The 17,977-nt window shown below is 36.6% G+C and carries 15 protein-coding genes; 13 read left to right on the plus strand and 2 right to left on the minus strand.

Features of this window, described 5'->3' with window-relative positions; all coding sequences use genetic code 11:
• Positions 1-14: 14 nt before the first annotated feature.
• Positions 15-659 carry a cupin domain-containing protein gene (locus tag BK137_RS05055; protein ID WP_038187520.1) on the plus strand — a complete coding sequence of 215 codons (645 nt, stop codon included), beginning with the start codon at positions 15-17 and terminating at the stop codon, positions 657-659.
• Between the two features lie 224 nt (positions 660-883).
• Here BK137_RS05055 and gltS read toward each other — a convergent pair whose 3' ends face one another.
• Together gltS and hutG are read right to left on the minus strand one after the other, a co-directional pair.
• Positions 884-2,065, minus strand: coding sequence for a sodium/glutamate symporter (gene gltS, locus BK137_RS05060; RefSeq protein WP_038187517.1), 1,182 nt, complete (start codon positions 2,063-2,065; stop codon positions 884-886).
• A complete protein-coding gene (hutG, locus tag BK137_RS05065; RefSeq protein WP_038187502.1) occupies positions 2,059-3,027 on the minus strand; it encodes a formimidoylglutamase in 969 nt (322 codons plus the stop codon). The genes gltS and hutG overlap by 7 nt, the downstream gene beginning before the upstream one ends.
• Positions 3,028-3,159: 132 nt before the next feature.
• Between hutG and BK137_RS05070 the strand changes: the two genes are divergently transcribed.
• The 12 genes from BK137_RS05070 (at position 3,160) to hemL (ending at position 17,779) form a co-directional block, all read left to right on the plus strand.
• Positions 3,160-4,047: a LysR family transcriptional regulator gene (locus BK137_RS05070; RefSeq protein WP_038187499.1), complete on the plus strand. Its 888-nt coding sequence runs from the start codon at positions 3,160-3,162 to the stop codon at positions 4,045-4,047.
• A gap of 244 nt (positions 4,048-4,291) precedes the next feature.
• A complete protein-coding gene (locus BK137_RS05075; RefSeq protein ID WP_038187496.1) occupies positions 4,292-5,287 on the plus strand; it encodes a tetratricopeptide repeat protein in 996 nt (331 codons plus the stop codon).
• Between the two features lie 105 nt (positions 5,288-5,392).
• On the plus strand, positions 5,393-6,679 hold the full coding sequence (gene tig, locus BK137_RS05080) for a trigger factor (RefSeq protein ID WP_038187494.1): 1,287 nt from the start codon (positions 5,393-5,395) through the stop codon (positions 6,677-6,679).
• Between the two features lie 196 nt (positions 6,680-6,875).
• A complete protein-coding gene (clpX, locus tag BK137_RS05085) occupies positions 6,876-8,144 on the plus strand; it encodes an ATP-dependent protease ATP-binding subunit ClpX (RefSeq protein ID WP_038187490.1) in 1,269 nt (422 codons plus the stop codon).
• 187 nt (positions 8,145-8,331) lie between these two features.
• Positions 8,332-10,659 carry an endopeptidase La gene (gene lon / locus BK137_RS05090; RefSeq protein WP_038187488.1) on the plus strand — a complete coding sequence of 776 codons (2,328 nt, stop codon included), beginning with the start codon at positions 8,332-8,334 and terminating at the stop codon, positions 10,657-10,659.
• A complete protein-coding gene (gene yihA, locus BK137_RS05095; RefSeq protein ID WP_038187485.1) occupies positions 10,656-11,237 on the plus strand; it encodes a ribosome biogenesis GTP-binding protein YihA/YsxC in 582 nt (193 codons plus the stop codon). The genes lon and yihA overlap by 4 nt, the downstream gene beginning before the upstream one ends.
• A gap of 266 nt (positions 11,238-11,503) precedes the next feature.
• Positions 11,504-12,868, plus strand: a complete 1,365-nt coding sequence (gene hemA / locus BK137_RS05100; protein ID WP_038187481.1) for a glutamyl-tRNA reductase — start codon at positions 11,504-11,506, stop codon at positions 12,866-12,868.
• A gap of 99 nt (positions 12,869-12,967) precedes the next feature.
• Positions 12,968-13,798, plus strand: a complete 831-nt coding sequence (gene ccsA / locus BK137_RS05105) for a cytochrome c biogenesis protein CcsA (RefSeq protein WP_038187478.1) — start codon at positions 12,968-12,970, stop codon at positions 13,796-13,798.
• Positions 13,799-13,816: 18 nt separating this feature from the next.
• Positions 13,817-14,749 (plus strand): hydroxymethylbilane synthase, encoded by a 933-nt coding sequence (gene hemC, locus BK137_RS05110; RefSeq protein ID WP_038187475.1) that lies wholly within the window; start codon positions 13,817-13,819, stop codon positions 14,747-14,749.
• On the plus strand, positions 14,739-15,503 hold the full coding sequence (locus tag BK137_RS05115; RefSeq protein WP_038187472.1) for a uroporphyrinogen-III synthase: 765 nt from the start codon (positions 14,739-14,741) through the stop codon (positions 15,501-15,503). The genes hemC and BK137_RS05115 overlap by 11 nt, the downstream gene beginning before the upstream one ends.
• A complete protein-coding gene (gene hemB / locus BK137_RS05120; protein ID WP_038187470.1) occupies positions 15,500-16,483 on the plus strand; it encodes a porphobilinogen synthase in 984 nt (327 codons plus the stop codon). The genes BK137_RS05115 and hemB overlap by 4 nt, the downstream gene beginning before the upstream one ends.
• A gap of 3 nt (positions 16,484-16,486) precedes the next feature.
• A complete protein-coding gene (gene hemL / locus BK137_RS05125; protein WP_038187469.1) occupies positions 16,487-17,779 on the plus strand; it encodes a glutamate-1-semialdehyde 2,1-aminomutase in 1,293 nt (430 codons plus the stop codon).
• Positions 17,780-17,977: the final 198 nt, after the last annotated feature.

The following is a 17,977-nucleotide window of genomic DNA, read 5'->3' on the forward strand; positions in this document are numbered from 1 at the left end:
GAGGTTTTTAATCAATGTCTATTTCTTACATGGATTTTACACAACCGAATGTAGAATTCTTTTTTGATTTAAATAAAAACAGATTATTTACGCGTAATAATGAAAATTTTATTAATAGTCTAGGTAGAAATAATTTAAATACGCTAGGGAATGTATCGCTTTTTGATATATTTTTAAGTAAAGATCGTATTATTGAACCGCATTATCATCAAAATGCTTCGGAGTTAGTATATTGTATTTCAGGATCTGCAGTCGTTTCTTTGATTAACCCATTTACTAATAAAGTGTCACATATACCGATTACCCCTGGGCAAGTTGCGAACATACCTCAAGGTTGGTGGCATTGGGAAATAGCGACAAAAGAAAAAACGCATTTACTTGCTATTTTTGATGCCCCGTATCCAGAATCTATATTAGGGTCGGATCTCCTTACAAAAACACCTACTGAAGTACTTGCTTATGCTTATTGTTTAGATCCTAACCAATTGAAAAAAACGCTTGCACCTTTAAATAATGAAACAATACTCATTGGCCCAACTGACAATTGTTTGAAACAGCCAAAGAACACCAACATAGAACAACCTAGCATACCTATGACAAACTATCATCCATATTATAACGCTGTACAGAATCCTTATTATTATGGAGGAGGGCATTGATCATACTTTGCATGTTGTTCGTATATAGGGCTAGAAGTTTTTTGATGAATATGATGAATAAAGGACAACATCGAAAAAAAGTAAAGTTAACTAGGTCGATAAATAAGGTTCCTTTGTGTCTTTTTTAGAATCTCTTCTTAATGAATCGATGAGCCTAACGAAAAACTGGGTCATACAAGAAAAAGTCAAAAAGACCGTCATCCAAATGGATAACGGTCCTATTATTATTTGAATAGATTAATGGTAGTGATAATGATTGGTATTGCAAAAACATCAATTAAAAATGCGCCAACGATTGGTACGATTAAAAATGCTTTACGAGATGGTCCGAAACGGTTTACAACAGCTGACATGTTAGCCATTGCATTTGGTGTTGCACCTAATCCGTGTCCAGCAAAACCAGCAACCATTACAGCAGCGTCGTAGTTTTTTCCAAGGATACGGAATAACACGAAGATACTAAATACGACGATAAATAATACTTGAACAAATACGATGGCAAATAATGGTAATGCTAAATCTGCGATTTCCCAAAGTTTAATACTCATTAATGCCATTGATAGGAAGATACCTAATGTCACGTCACCAATTAAGTTAACACTCTTCATATGAACTGAATGTGGTTTAATTTTATCTAAAACATTTCGTACAATGACAGCAGTAAACATAGCACCTACATATCCTGGAAGAACAAATCCTGTAGCTTCTGAGAATAATGTGCCTAAATATGTACCAACCGCCATACAGAATGTAATGATAAACACTTGGAATAGAAAAGATTCAGAAGTAATTGGATAGTCATCATCCTCGTGGCTAGCAACTTCCTCTTCTTCTGCAGGTTTCAAGTCGTGTTTAGTGATTAAATATTTAACAATCGGACCACCAATAAGACCGCCTGCTACAAGACCACATGTTGCAGCCGCAGCGCCAATTGTCATCGCTGAGGAAATTCCGAGATCCTCTAATGTTTGTCCGAACGCAGCGGCAGAACCATGTCCACCTTCCATTGATACAGCTCCAGCCATCATGCCAATTAGAGGGTCGATGCCAAATAATGATGCAAGTGAGACACCGATTACATTTTGCATAAGTGCTAAAAAGCCACAAGCTAGCCAATAAATGATTAGTAATTTCCCGCCAAGCTTTACTAATTTAAAACTTGCCCCTAAACCAACAGTCGTGAAAAAAGTAATCATAAACAAACTTTGTAAAGAGGTATCTAATGAAATTTCTAAAGTGCCCGTTGCTTGTAAAATAGTCGCAAGTGCTGCGAATATTAAGCCCCCAACAACCGGTGCTGGAATACAAAAACGCTGTAAAACCCCTATTTTTTTAATGATAAAGCTACCTAAAGTTAATAGAGCAACCGCTAAAAAGACGGTTGTTATTTGATTGATTTCTAACATCTACCATACCCCTTTATAAAAGAAACTATTGCTTCGTTGACGAAATATGCCCCTAATTTTGTCGTTCTTCCCCCTTCGTCTAACGATGGATTCACTTCACAAATATCAAATGACACCGTTTTGTCATCACTTGTCACAAATTGAATAATAGAACGTACAATTTGTGGAGATAAGCCAAACGGAGAAGGTGCACTAACACCAGGTGCAAATGCAGCGTTCAATACATCTGTACAAAGTGTTAGCAACACTGCGTCATGGTTATCGATAAATTCTTGTAACTCGCTTTTATAAAGTTGAGATGAATCAGTAATTAGCTCATCTTCATAGATGTAGTGAACACCAAGTTCATCTGCTTTTTCGAATAATTCCATTGTATTGCCATAACGTTGAATACCAAGTACAAAATAGCTAGCATTCATATCTTTTTCTAAAATTTGACGGAACATCGTACCAGATGATGGCTCAATTTCATATGAGCGCAAGTCAAAATGCGCATCAATATTGATTATGCCGAGTTTTTTATCCGGTCCAATCGCTTCTCTAATTCCTAAGTAATGGCCATATAGAGTTTCGTGACCTCCTCCGAGCACGATACACTTAGATTTAGAATTTAAAATTTTAGTAACAGCTTTACCTAGTTCAATTTGAGCTTCTTCAAGATACGAACCTTTACATGCTATATTTCCAGCGTCCTGTAATTTACTTTCAGAAGGCAGTATCCAAGGCAAACTTGATAATGAGGATCTTATAGCATTAGGAGCAGCAGCTGCGCCAAGACGTCCTTGATTTCTTCTAACGCCTTCTTCACATTCAAAGCCAATAATGGTTGAAGTGGAAGTTGTACTTTCCTTGATTTCTTGAATATTAATTGGTTCGACTGCTTGATGGTATCGAAAACTCACTCGATTTGTCGGATGGTCTATACGACCTTGCCATTGTTCTTTAGTAATCATTGTATACATATATTTCACCTCAACGTTTAGAATAATTAAAATTGATTGTAAATTCATTATATATTTCATTAATTATAATTTCTAATATATAATTATTATAAAATAATAGTTAAAAACTATAAGTGGAGAGAGATAATAATTATGGATTTAAAAAGATTATATTATTTCATCACAATTGTGAATAATAAAAGTTACTCTAAAGCAGCTGAAAAACTACATATATCGCAACCTTCCTTAAGCAATGCAGTAAAGAAGCTAGAACATGAAGTTGGAGCACCTTTACTTGAAAGAAGTACTCGAAAATTTGTATTAACGGATGCAGGTGAATTGCTATATACGAGAGCAACTATCATGTTATCTCAAATGGATATTATGAATAAAGAAATGAAGGAAGTAATAGTTGGAGGAAAAGGTGAAATTGTACTTGGTATAATTGAATCACTTAAGACTTGGCTACCTAATTTGATCTATACCTATAAACAAAGTTACCCGGCTATGGTATTTAAGCTTTTTGATGTACTAAGCGTAGAGCATGTTAAACACTCTCTTCAAACATATAAATCACATGCAATCATTACGAATCAATTGATTTATGAGGAGGATATAGAATCGATTCCACTTTATAAGGAACGATTAGTAGCTGTGTTGCCTCAAGGACATCCACTAACAAAAAAAGCTAGTTTGAGCTTAGCTGATTTAGAGCAGGAATCATTCATTATTAGTACAGAAGGTTTTCAAACACGAATAGATATTATAAATGCCTTTAAAGTTGGGCAATTAAACTTAAACATTCAATTTGAGATAGAGCGTTTTGAAACAGCAGTTTCTTTAGTGAGAAATAATTTAGGGGTTACAATTGTCCCTGAAAATTATGTTATGGAGCCAATCGACAAAACAGTTGTCCAAAGACCGATTGATCATCCTTCCCTTGAAAGAACAGTCTATCTAGCATATATGAAAAATCGTCATCTTCCAGTAGCGATACAACACTTTTTACAGTCAGTTGAGCAGCATTTTCCAGCCAATTAACCTGTGTAGTATATTTTGGAAGGTGACTTCGATTATATACGATAGAAGACGGTTATAATGGGAGAAAGTCGCCTTTGTTACTATGTGAGATATAGAGTTTCTACCTATATAAATATTGGAAGTAAAATCCTTTTTATTGAACTTGTTGCTTTGAACTTCCACTATCTAAGAGGGAATATGGGTGTGTAAAATGTTTTTGTGTATATGCAAAATATGATAAAATAGAGTGGGAGAGTGAGCACACATGCGAAAAAAACGACACAATATTCTAAAACAAGATAATGTCATTGTGTTTCCTGGAGCTATTAATAAACTAATAGCTGATGGGCATCACTATGCAGAGCATTATCAATATGACTTAGCTGTGCAAGCTCTTAGTGAAGCATTGCAGTATACTGAAGGCGATGAAAGTACGCTTAGTGTATATGCTTTCTCCTTATATGAAATACGAAATTTTGAAAAAGCGAAAGAGGCATGTGAGAAATTACTCGCGATAGGTCCTCATAAATACATAGAAGCGATGGAGTTATATCTCACTGTCTGCATGGAATTGAAAGAGTTCAATCAGGTAGAGGAATTAATCAGATCATTACTTGAAGAACAAGTCATTCCAGAGGAATCAATTCCTAAGTTTATTCGCTTGCAAGAACTTAATGCTCGTATAGCAGAGAATCTTATTCAGGCAGATGAGCCGGTAGTCGATCAGGAGATTGATAGTACAGCGTTACAACCAGATCATTTTTTCTCTTTATCTTATATGAAACAGTTTCAATTATTGCAGAGTATTCGACATGTTAATATTCGTCATATAAAAGAGGAAATTGTAGCCATTATCGAAGATGACCGAATCCACCCCTTACTTCAAAGTGAGGCATTGTTATTGCTAGTAAATCAACAAGTTGATACAACGGTGAAGGTTACAAAATTCAATGTTCTGTGTACGGTTAATCCTGTCGAGTTAGCAGAACCATCTGCCTTACCTGTTACAGAAGCGGTCTTGGCAATTGTTGAAGATGAGCTACAGCAAGAACCATCGGCATTAGATATGGTACAATATTTGATACAACGACATATTGTCGTAACTTATCCATTTGAATGGTTCGATTATGAAGCACGGGAAATAGCGGATGGCTACGTTGACTTTGTACATGCAATGTTCGGAGAAGTAAAGGAAACTGATTACGACTTGATGGACTTTTTCCACAAGCTTGAGCAACTTTCTGAACTGCCTGACGTATGAAATAAGTTGAAAGTATAGCTATCTATGATATACTAAAATGGTTGTCAAAATCGTAAAAACGAATGAATTGTCTAACATTTGAAATTATTTTTGGAGGTAGAATAAATGTCAGTGAAATGGGAAAAACAAGAAGGTAATACTGGATTATTAACAGTAGAAGTATCTGCTGAAAAAGTAAACGAAGCTTTAGATCAAGCTTTCAAAAAAGTAGTAAAACAAATTAACGTACCGGGCTTCCGTAAAGGTAAAATGCCTCGTCAAATGTTCGAACAACGTTTTGGTGTTGAATCATTATACCAAGATGCATTAGAAATCTTAGTAAATGGTAACTATCCATTAGCTCTTGATGAAGCTGGAGTAGAACCAGTTGATCAACCAGAAATCGACTTCGAAGCTATTAATAAAAACGAAGCGTTCACGTTCACAGCGAAAGTAACTGTTCGCCCAGAAGTAACTCTTGGTGACTACAAAGGTTTAGAAGTGACTAAACAAGACACTGCTGTAACTGATGAAGAAATTGAAGCTCAATTAAAAGAACAACAAGAACGTCTAGCTGAGCTAGTTGTTAAAGAAGATCAAGCAATCGTAACTGGCGATACTGCTGTTATCGATTTCGAAGGTTTCGTTGATGGCGAAGCATTCGAAGGCGGAAAAGGCGACAACTACTCACTTGAAATCGGTTCTGGTTCATTCATCCCAGGATTCGAAGAACAATTAGTAGGTGCAAAAACTGGCGAAGCTAAAGAAGTTGAAGTAACTTTCCCAGAAGAATACCATGCAGCTGAATTAGCTGGTAAAAAAGCTACTTTCAAAGTAACTATTAATGAAGTTAAAGGTAAAGAACTTCCTGAGCTAAACGATGATCTTGCAAAAGAAATCGATAGCGAAGTTGAAGGTTTAGATGCTCTACGTACTAAACTAAAAGAAAAAACTGCAGCTGAAAAAGCAACTGCTTCTGAAACAGCTTTACGTGATGAATTAGTAGAAAAAGCAGCAACTAACGCTTCTATGGATATTCCAGAAGCTATGATTAACACTGAAATTGATCGTATGATGCAAGAATTCACTCAACGCCTTCAAATGCAAGGTATGAATCTTGATCTTTACTACCAATTCTCAGGACAAGACGAAGCAGCTCTTCGTGGACAAATGAAAACTGACGCTGAAAGCCGCGTTCGTGTATCATTAGTTTTAGAAGCAATTGCTGAAGCAGAGAAAATCGAAGTAACTGAAGAAGATTTAACTGCTGAATTAGAAAAAATGTCTGCACAATTCGGTATGGATGCAGAACAAATTAAAACTGCTTTAGGTGGTACTCATGTTTTAGAACACGATATCAAAATCCAAAAAACAGTTGAGTTCCTAGCTGAAAACGCAAAAATTACTGAGTAATATTTAAATAGCATCATGAATTGATAGGACAAGGTACGTGGTTTTTAGCGTACCTTGTTTTATCACATACATAATTAGCACTTTGTAATACATAGAGAGAATTATAAAGCAAAGTGTTACAAGCTATACAAAATCATTATATTTGATAATGTTAACGTAATCTTGTAACATTATTGCTTGAATAGGGGTGAAATAATTGTTCAAATTTAATGACGAAAAAGGCAACTTAAAATGCTCATTCTGTGGCAAACCACAAGAACAAGTTCGTAAACTGGTTGCAGGACCAGGTGTATATATTTGTGATGAATGTATCGAGTTGTGTTCTGAAATCGTAGTTGAAGAACTAGGTACAGAAGAAGAAGTAGAATTAAAAGATATTCCGAAACCGAAAGAGATACTTGCAATTTTGGATGATTATGTCATCGGTCAAGAGCGTGCGAAAAAAGCCCTATCTGTTGCAGTGTATAATCACTATAAACGTGTAAACTCAAACAGTGTAATTGACGATGTAGAACTTTCAAAATCTAATATCGTGTTAATCGGCCCAACTGGTAGTGGTAAAACATTACTAGCCCAAACATTAGCGCGTATTATTGATGTACCGTTTGCTATTGCAGATGCTACATCCTTAACAGAAGCTGGTTATGTTGGTGAGGATGTAGAGAATATTCTACTTAAACTGATTCAATCTGCTGATTACGATATCGAACGTGCTGAAAAAGGGATTATTTATATTGATGAAATCGATAAAGTAGCCCGTAAATCAGAAAATCCATCGATTACACGTGATGTATCTGGTGAAGGTGTACAACAAGCGCTTCTGAAAATTTTAGAAGGCACAGTTGCTAGCGTTCCTCCTCAAGGTGGACGTAAACACCCACATCAAGAATTTATCCAAATCGATACAACTAATATTCTATTCATCGTTGGTGGAGCATTCGACGGAATTGAATCTATTATTAAGCGTCGTTTAGGTCAAAAAGTAATTGGCTTCGGTTCGAATGGTAAGAAAGACGAACTTGAAGATAATAACTTGATGAAATATTTAATCCCAGAAGATCTATTAAAATTCGGATTAATTCCTGAATTTATTGGTCGTCTTCCGGTTTTAGCAAGTCTTGAACAACTAGATGCGGAAACACTTGTTCAAATTTTAACTGAGCCTAAAAACGCGCTTTCTAAGCAATATCAAAAAATGCTAGCTCTTGATGACGTTGAACTTGAATTCAATCAAGATGCATTATTGGAAATTGCTAAAGAAGCAATCGAACGCAAAACAGGTGCTCGTGGTTTACGCTCAATTATTGAAAACATTATGTTAGATGTTATGTTTGAACTACCTTCTCGCGATGATATTGCAAAATGTATCATTACGAAAGAAACGATTACAGAAAAAGCTCGTCCAAAACTTTTACTTGAAGATGGAACTGAGTTAAAATCAGACAGCGAAAAAACATCTGCTTAATAACTGATTGAAAAGCTGGCTTCGAAAAAGTGCCAATCAGCACTACTCGAAAGCTGGCTTTTTTTAAAATTAATTTCAGTCGATAAACACTTATGAAGAGTGAAATTGAAATGGTAATCATTTCTGTAATTAATAATGTTTGATTTGCGGGTAAATCGGACAAAATCTAATGGAGGTGATCACCCGCATGACTGAAGTAAAAAGAACAAAAAATATCCCATTATTACCCTTAAGAGGTTTACTAGTTTATCCCACGATGGTATTACATATCGATGTAGGTCGAGAGCGCTCTGTTGCAGCTCTTGAACATGCAATGCTGGAAGATAATCTTATTTTCTTAGTCACTCAAAAAGAGATGAGCATTGAAAATCCTACGCTGGATGATTTATATACAGTCGGGACAGTCGCATATGTAAAACAAATGCTAAAGTTACCCAATGGAACAATTCGTGTTCTAGTTGAAGGTCTAAATCGTGCGAAAGTCGTTGATTATCGTGATGGAGAAGAATTTGCAGTTGTAGAAATTGAAAACTTTGAAGATTCAAAAACTGTAGATGCTGAAACAGAAGCCTTAATGCGTACTCTTTTAACTTATTTTGAAAAGTACTCGAAAGCTTCGAGTAAAGTAACAACAGAAACATATGATACTGTTGCTGATATTGAAGAACCAGGACGCTTTGCAGATATGGTTGCTTCTTATTTGCCGTTGAAAATTAATGGCAAACAAGAGATTCTTAAAATCATCGACGTAAAGGAGCGTTTGGAAATATTAATCCAACGTTTACATGATGAGCAAGAAGTATTGAATCTTGAGAAAAAGATTGGCTCTAAAGTAAAACGTGCAATGGAAAAAGCGCAAAAGGAATTCTATTTACGTGAACAAATGAAGGCTATTCAAACGGAACTTGGTGATCGTGAAGGCAAAACAGGTGAAGTATCTGAATTGAAAAAGAAAATTCAAGAATCAGGAATGCCTGAATCTACATTAAAAGCTGCGTATAAAGAATTGGATAGATACGAAAAATTGCCTGCAGCAGCAGCTGAAAGTGGCGTTATCCGTAGTTATATTGATTGGCTTGTTGCTTTACCATGGAAGGAAAAAACCGAAGATAGACATGATATTAAAATGGCAGAAAAAGTTTTAAATCGTGATCATGAAGGACTTGATAAAGTCAAAGAACGTATTCTTGAGTATTTATCAGTTCGACAATTAAAACAATCTTTACGTGGTCCTATTTTATGTTTGGCGGGACCTCCTGGAGTAGGTAAAACTTCTTTGGCAAAATCGATTGCAGAAGCTTTAAATCGTAAATTTGTCCGTATTTCACTTGGTGGTGTACGTGATGAGTCTGAAATTCGTGGGCACAGAAGAACTTACGTGGGTGCGATGCCAGGACGTATCATACAAGGTATGAAAAAGGCCGGTACAGTAAACCCTGTATTTTTACTTGATGAAATCGATAAGATGTCGAATGATTTCCGAGGAGATCCTTCAGCCGCTATGCTTGAAGTATTAGACCCAGAACAAAACAATTCATTTAGTGATCATTACATTGAAGAAACTTATGATTTATCAAATGTATTATTTGTTGCGACAGCAAATGATTTAAGTACGATTCCTGGTCCATTGCTTGATCGTATGGAGATTATAACTATCGCAGGTTATACAGAGCAAGAAAAGCATGAAATTTCGAAAAAACATCTTATTCCGAAACAACTGAAAGAGCATGGTATGTCAAAGACACAATTGCAAATTCGCGATGATGCTATTATTGATCTAATTCGATATTATACTCGCGAAGCAGGTGTTCGAGGATTAGAACGTCAAATTGCAACATTATGCCGTAAAGCAGCAATGCAAATTGTTGCGGGTGATAAAAAACGTGTGGTAATGGCGGCTAAGAATCTTGAAGATATTCTTGGGAAACATCGTTTCCATTACGGCCAAGCTGAAACAGAAAATCAAATAGGTGTGGCGACTGGGTTAGCGTATACAACAGTTGGTGGTGATACTTTACAGATTGAAGTGTCATTAACACCTGGTAAAGGCAAATTGCAGTTAACTGGTAAACTTGGAGACGTGATGAAGGAATCTGCTCAAACGGCTTTATCTTATGTCCGTTCAAAATCAGAGGACCTTAATATTGACCCGGAATTTTTTGACAAACATGATATTCACATTCATGTACCAGAAGGAGCCGTACCAAAAGATGGTCCATCAGCGGGGATTACAATGGTTACAGCTATAACTTCTGCAATAACGAAACGTCCAATCCGACGAGAAATTGGGATGACCGGTGAAGTGACGTTGCGTGGACGAGTATTACCAATTGGTGGTTTGAAAGAAAAAACGTTAGGGGCGCATCGTGCAGGCTTAACGACAATTATTTTACCGAAAGACAATGAACGCGATATTGATGATATACCAGATAGTGTTCGTGAACAGCTTTCATTTAAGATAGTGTCAAACGCAGATGAAGTACTGGAAATAGCGTTAGACGGAGGAGAAATATGAAAGTTAATAATGTAGAGATGGTCATTAGTGCAGTACGACCAGCACAATATCCAGAGGATGGTCTGCCAGAGTTCGCTTTGGCAGGACGTTCAAATGTAGGTAAGTCATCTTTTATCAATCGAATGATTGGACGTAAAAGTATGGCGCGTATTTCATCTAAACCAGGAAAAACTCAAACACTAAATTTTTATAAAATTGAAGAGCAATTGTTCTTTGTGGATGTTCCAGGTTATGGTTATGCGAAAGTTTCAAAATCTGAGCGTGAAGCTTGGGGACGAATGATCGAACAATATTTCACAAGCAGATCTCTATTAAAAGCGGTTGTGTTAATTGTGGATATTCGTCATAAACCAACAGTTGATGACTGTATGATGTATGATTTCTTGAAGCATTACAATATCCCATGTATCGTCGTTGCAACGAAAGCGGATAAAATTGTAAAAGGTAAATGGGAAAAGCATAAAAAAGTCGTGAAAGATGTATTGGACATGGATCCAAATGATCCGCTTATCTTATTTTCTTCTGAAAAAAGCATGGGTATGGACCAAGCTTGGGCAGAAATCGAAAAAAGAATGTAACAGTTTAATAGGAAGAGCGCGAGTGATAGTTGCTTGCGCTCTTTTGTTATGTAGTGAATAGTTATGTGCTCGTTTGGGGAAAATAATATATAAAGCAATAAGGTTGTTGTTCGACAAATTTTTTGATACACTTACATTATAATTATTCTAAATAAGACGCGTGCTATTATCATTCATATACCGTTCACAATTAAAACTAGCTGTGACGGACATTTATGCTATAATAGAAATCGTGAATTAGATGAACGTGAGAGGTGTATGATTTCATGCATACCATCGTAGTAGGCTTGAATTATAAGACAGCTCCAGTAGAGATTCGTGAAAAATTCTCATTTATTGAGAGTGAAATACCGAATGCTATGAGAGCTCTTCAAAGTGAAAAAAGCATATTAGAGAACGTAATTGTATCTACATGTAACCGAACAGAAGTGTATGCTGTTGTCGATCAATTGCATACCGGACGACACTATATAAAACAATTCCTGGCAGATTGGTTTAAAGTTCCTGTTGAAACTTTTTCTGCTCATTTATATATTCGTGAAGATGAACAGTCGATGGAGCATTTGTTCCGCGTAACTGCAGGGATAGATTCAATGGTACTTGGAGAAACGCAAATCCTTGGACAAGTGCGTACAAGCTTCTTGAATGGGCAAGAAATCGGTGCAACTGGTACTGTTTACAATAAACTATTTAAGCAAGCTATTACATTTGCAAAACGCGCGCATGGTGAAACAGCTATCGGCGAAAATGCAGTGTCTGTTTCTTATGCGGCAGTAGAACTTGCTAAGAAAATCTTCGGCTCATTACAACAAAAACATGTTGCTATTTTAGGCGCAGGTAAAATGGGTGAGTTAGCTACTCAAAATTTGTATGGTAGTGGTGTTGGTAAAGTAACGGTGATTAACCGTACATTTGAGAAGGCGGAATTACTTGCCTCTAAATTTGAAGGAACAGCAAAATCAATGCAAGAGCTACAATGCACACTTCTTGAAGCTGATATTTTAATCAGTTCAACTGGTGCGACAGACTATGTTATTGATTTTGAATTAATGCAATTTGTAGAACGTTTAAGAAAAGGAAAACCATTATTTATGGTAGATATCGCTGTACCTCGTGACTTAGATCCGCGTATTGGCGATTTACCAAATGTTTTCCTATATGATATTGATGATTTACAAGGCATAGTTGAGGCGAACCTAGCTGAGCGTGAACGTGCTGCTAAGCAAATTTCGTCAATGATTGACACTGAAATTCATGAATTCCAAGACTGGTTATCAACACTTGGTGTTGTACCTGTAATTGCTGCGCTTCGTAAAAAAGCAGCAACAATTCAAGAGGAAACAATGCAAAGTATTGAAAACAAAATGCCTGATTTAACAGAACGTGAGAAAAAAGTGTTAAGTAAACATACGAAATCAATTATCAATCAATTATTAAAAGAACCAATTTTGCAAGCTAAGGAAATGGCTAGTTCAGCAAAAGCAAATGAACAATTACAGCTTTTCCAACAAATTTTCGGAATTGAGAATGATGTGCAAGATGAAGTGAAAAAACACCAATTAGAAGAAAAAAATCGAATGCAAAAAATAGCAGAAGAAGCACAATCTTCTAGTCCTGGATTATCATATTAATGAAATTTGTTTAGGAGGCGTTTTCGTATCTGTATGGTAAACTAATAGATGCGAAATCGTCTTTTTTTCGAGATAAAGTTAAAAATAAAGGAGTAAGTTATGGCTGATTTGACGATGACAAGACTACATGAAGCGATGGTCGTCTTATATGCAATCAGTCTTGTATTCTATTTTATAGATTATTTAAATAAGGATGCAAAAGCTCACCGTGTTGCATTTTGGCTACTTTCCATCGTATGGATTTTACAATCAGTTTTTTTAGTAATGTATATAGTGGAGACACATCGTTTCCCTATACTATCGTTGTTTGAAGGAATCTATCTATACGCTTGGTTATTAATAACCATTTCGATTCTTTTACATTGCGTATATCGAGTAGATTTACCAGTATTCTTCATCAACGTAATTGGATTCATCTTCATGACGATACATACATTTGCACCATCGCAAATTACACAGTCGCCAGTAGGTGAGGCACTAAGCTCTGAGCTTTTATTTATCCATATTACGTTTGCAATACTTTCGTACGTGGCATTCTCACTATCGTTTGTTTTTTCGACATTATATTTGATTTTATATAATGTATTAAAGAAAAAGAAATGGACTAAGCAATGGACGAGACTTCCATCATTACAGCAAACTGAGCAAGGAATGACGGCTTCATTATTAACGGGTATACCGTTATTATTAATAAGTTTAATTTTAGGACTACAATGGGCATATTTAACATTAGATAACATATCTGTATTTGATGTGAAAATTGTTGGTTCATTTGTTTCGTTGTTAATATATTGTTTCATCATTTATGGAAATCGAAAAAGGAGATTACATTCGACAAGTTATGCGTGGGCTCATGTGTATGCATTTCTATTTGTAATCATTAACTTCTTTTTAGGAAGTAAGTTATCTGATTTTCATCTCTGGTATTAATAGAAAGGTTGGATTATTGTGAGAAAAATAGTAGTAGGTTCAAGAAGAAGTAAACTGGCTTTAACGCAAACTAATTGGTTTATCAATCAAATGAAACAGGCGGGTGCTCCGTTTGAATTTGAAGTCAAAGAAATCGTGACTAAAGGTGACCAAATTTTAGATGTCCAACTTTCTAAAGTCGGCGGTAAAGGACTTTTTGTAAAAGAAATCGAACAAGAACTCTTTGATAAAGGAATTGATTTTGCTGTCCATAGTATGAAGGACATGCCTGCAGTTCTGCCCGAAGGTCTTGTAATCGGCTGTATCCCTCCACGTGAAGATGCACGTGATGCTTTCATTTCAAAAGGTCATGTGAAATTTGCTGATCTACCAAAAGGTGCTGTTGTTGGAACAAGTAGCTTACGCCGCAGTGCACAATTATTAGTCCAACGTCCAGATATCGAAATCAAATGGATTCGTGGAAACGTAGATACGCGTTTAGCGAAACTTGAAACGGGCGAATATGATGCGATTATTTTAGCAGCAGCAGGTCTTAAACGACTAGGCTGGAGTCAAGATGTCGTAACAGAATACTTATCTGCTGAAATGTGTATCCCTGCTGTTGGGCAAGGTTCTCTTGGTATTGAGTGTCGTAGTGATGATGCTGAATTATTAGCCGAGCTTGCTAAATTAACAGACAAAGCAACTTGGGAAGAAGCACATGCAGAGCGCGCATATCTTGCAGCAATGGATGGCGGTTGCCAAGTACCAATCGCAGGTTACGCAAAATATGATGGAAAACAAATTGAACTAACAGGTTTAGTAGCAGCCCCAGATGCGTCTGTTATTTATAAAGAAACAGTGACAATGGAAGATGCTAAAGCAGCTGGTGAAGAAGTTGCTCGTATTTTAACAGAGCAAGGAGCCTTTGATTTAATTCAAAAAGTAAAGGCTGAGCAAGATGCTGAATGATTTATCTCTTAATGGAGACAAAATCGTATTAACAGGCACACATGTTACAGCAGCTGTGAAAAAGCAAATTGAACAATTAGGCGGTCAGGCTATACACCTACCGCTTATTACTGTTAATGAGATTAAAAGTGACATGGACCGACAACGACTTGAAAAAAGTAAGCAGTATGATTGGCTTATTTTCACAAGTCAAAATGCGGTCCTTGCTTTTATAAGTAAAATACAGCGTTTTCATTTCCAGGCATCTGAGTGGTCATGTAAAGTGGCTGCTGTTGGTACAAAAACAGCCGAAGCTCTTGAAGAAATAGGTTTTGAGATTAAATTTATGCCATCAACTTTTAGTGCAGATGTATTTGTACAAGAGTTTCCTACAATTGCAGGAGACAATGTATCCTGTCAATTTTTTAAGGGTTCGATGGCAAAGGATACTATAGTAAAAGGTTTATCTTGTCATGTCGATGAATGGACTGTCTATGAAACCGTTCAAACGACAGAACATACTACAGAACTGCTAACACTTTTAAAAGAATCGACAAATGTAAGTATTGCCTTTGCAAGTCCATCTGCAGTAGAGGTTTTTTCTGAGCATGTAGCAAAGGTAATCGGTTGGCATTCATTTATGGTTCTATCCATTGGACATATCACGGAGCGAGCGCTAATTAAGGCGGGAGCTAAAGTTGATATAATGCCACCGACCTATACAATGAAAGCTTTGATTCAAGAGTTAGCTAATAGAAAGGAACATCTAAAATGAAAGATTTAACATTTAAAAGACACAGACGTTTACGTCAATCTGCTACTATGCGTTCAATGGTAAAAGAAACATATTTGCATAAAGAAGATTTCATCTATCCCATTTTCGTCATGGATGGCGAAAATATTAAAAATGAAGTATCTTCTATGCCAGGCGTTTTCCAATTTTCAATTGATCGTTTAGGTGAGGAAATGGATGAAGTAGTATCACTAGGTATTCCTTCGGTTATTCTTTTTGGCTTACCTGCCGAAAAAGACGAAGTAGGTACTCAAGCTTTCCACAATCACGGTATTGTTCAAGAAGCAACTCGTTTTGTGAAAAAAAATTACCCAGAAATCGTTGTTATTGCAGACACATGCCTATGTGAATTTACTTCTCATGGTCACTGTGGCGTCGTTAATGACAAAGAACAAATTTTAAATGATCCTTCACTAGATTTATTAGCAAAAACGGCAGTTTCTCAAGCAGAAGCAGGAGCAGACATTATTGCACCATCTAATATGATGGACGGTTTTGTAGCAGCGATTCGTAAAGGCTTAGATGATGCTGGATTTGAAGATGTTCCAATCATGTCTTATGCAGTAAAATATGCCTCAGCATACTATGGGCCATTCCGAGATGCGGCTGATGGCGCACCTAAATTTGGTGATCGTAAAACATATCAAATGGATCCTGCAAATCGTATGGAAGCAATGCGTGAAGCTACTTCAGACGTAGAAGAAGGAGCAGATTTCTTAATCGTTAAACCAGCATTAGCTTACTTAGATATTGTACGTGATGTACGTAATAACTACGATTTACCGATTGTTGCTTACAATGTAAGTGGCGAATATGCGATGGTCAAAGCGGCATCTATTAATGGCTGGATTGACGAAAAACAAACGGTCCTAGAAACACTGCTAGGTATGAAACGCGCAGGTGCAGACTTAATCATTACTTATCATGCAAAAGATGCAGTTCGTTGGATGGAGGGAAAATAATTCATGACACGTTCATATGAAAAATCAAAACAAGCTTTTCAAGAAGCAGTAAACTTAATGCCAGGTGGCGTAAATAGTCCAGTTCGTGCATTTAAAGCAGTGGATATGGATCCCATTTTCATGGCTAGTGGTAAAGGAGCAATCATTACGGATATCGATGGTAATGATTATATTGACTATGTATTATCATGGGGTCCACTAATTATTGGTCACACGCACCCTGATGTTGTAGCTGCTATTCAAAAAGTAGCTGAAACAGGAACGAGCTTCGGTGCTTCTTCACTAGTAGAAAATGAACTAGCAAAAGTAGTAATAGATCGTATTCCTTCAATCGAAATGATTCGTATGGTATCTTCAGGTACGGAAGCAACAATGAGTGCAATCCGTGCAGCACGTGGCTTTACAGGAAGAGATAAAATTTTGAAGTTCGAAGGTAGCTATCACGGACATGGTGATAGCTTACTGATTAAAGCTGGTTCGGGTGTCGCAACACTTGGTTTACCAGACAGCCCAGGTGTACCATTGGGAATTGCTCAAAACACATTAACTGTTCCTTATAATGATTTAGAATCTGCTAAACTTGTCTTCGAAAAATTCGGCGAAGAAATTGCTGCAGTAATCGTTGAGCCAGTTTGCGGTAATATGGGTGTGGTTCCTCCGTTACCAGGATTCCTTGAGGGATTACGTGAACTAACAACAAACGCTGGCTCACTATTAATCTTTGATGAAGTAATGACTGGTTTCCGTGTAGGGTATCATAGTGCTCAAGGTCACTTTGGTGTAACACCAGATTTAACTTGTCTTGGTAAAGTAATCGGTGGTGGACTACCTGTAGGTGCATTCGGTGGTAAGCGTGAAATTATGGAGAAAATTGCTCCGGCAGGTCCAATCTATCAAGCGGGTACATTATCAGGTAACCCACTTGCAATGTCTGCTGGTTTAGCAACAATAAGTCATTTAAAACCTGAAACATATGATTACTTCACAAAATTAGGGGATCAATTAGAAGCAGGTTTCCGCGAAGCTGCAGAAACTTACAATATCCCGCACACAGTAAATCGTGCAGGTTCAATGATTGGTTATTTCTTAACGAATGAGAATGTCATTAACTTTGAAACGGCGAAAACTTCTGATTTACAATTGTTTGCTGAATACTACGGTTTAATGGCGAATGAAGGAATCTTCTTGCCGCCGTCACAATTTGAAGGTGTATTTGTTTCTACAGAGCACACTGAAGAACATATTGCAAAGACAGTTCAAGCTTTCCAAAAAGTATTTAAACAACTTGCACGCTAATATAATAGTAAAAGAAAAAGGCTTTCTCCATTTAGAGAAGGCCTTTTTTTATGCATGTAAATACATTGATAATGTACCTAATATAAATAATCTTTATCATAGAGCATCAATGACTTTAATGGATCCGATCAACAAACGAATAACTAAAACCGTTTGCTCTAAGGACATAACATAATGCATATTCACGATACTATCAAG

It is taken from the genome of Viridibacillus arenosi (assembly GCF_001955655.1).
GTDB lineage: Bacteria > Bacillota > Bacilli > Bacillales_A > Planococcaceae > Viridibacillus > Viridibacillus arenosi.

Coding starts and splice junctions, on each gene's coding strand:
- BK137_RS05055 (WP_038187520.1), top strand. CDS start 15: ATGTCTATTTCTTACATGGATTTTACACAACCGAATGTAGAATTCTTT.
- gltS (WP_038187517.1), bottom strand. CDS start 2,065: ATGTTAGAAATCAATCAAATAACAACCGTCTTTTTAGCGGTTGCTCTA.
- hutG (WP_038187502.1), bottom strand. CDS start 3,027: ATGTATACAATGATTACTAAAGAACAATGGCAAGGTCGTATAGACCAT.
- BK137_RS05070 (WP_038187499.1), top strand. CDS start 3,160: ATGGATTTAAAAAGATTATATTATTTCATCACAATTGTGAATAATAAA.
- BK137_RS05075 (WP_038187496.1), top strand. CDS start 4,292: ATGCGAAAAAAACGACACAATATTCTAAAACAAGATAATGTCATTGTG.
- tig (WP_038187494.1), top strand. CDS start 5,393: ATGTCAGTGAAATGGGAAAAACAAGAAGGTAATACTGGATTATTAACA.
- lon (WP_038187488.1), top strand. CDS start 8,332: ATGACTGAAGTAAAAAGAACAAAAAATATCCCATTATTACCCTTAAGA.
- yihA (WP_038187485.1), top strand. CDS start 10,656: ATGAAAGTTAATAATGTAGAGATGGTCATTAGTGCAGTACGACCAGCA.
- hemA (WP_038187481.1), top strand. CDS start 11,504: ATGCATACCATCGTAGTAGGCTTGAATTATAAGACAGCTCCAGTAGAG.
- ccsA (WP_038187478.1), top strand. CDS start 12,968: ATGGCTGATTTGACGATGACAAGACTACATGAAGCGATGGTCGTCTTA.
- BK137_RS05115 (WP_038187472.1), top strand. CDS start 14,739: ATGCTGAATGATTTATCTCTTAATGGAGACAAAATCGTATTAACAGGC.
- hemB (WP_038187470.1), top strand. CDS start 15,500: ATGAAAGATTTAACATTTAAAAGACACAGACGTTTACGTCAATCTGCT.
- hemL (WP_038187469.1), top strand. CDS start 16,487: ATGACACGTTCATATGAAAAATCAAAACAAGCTTTTCAAGAAGCAGTA.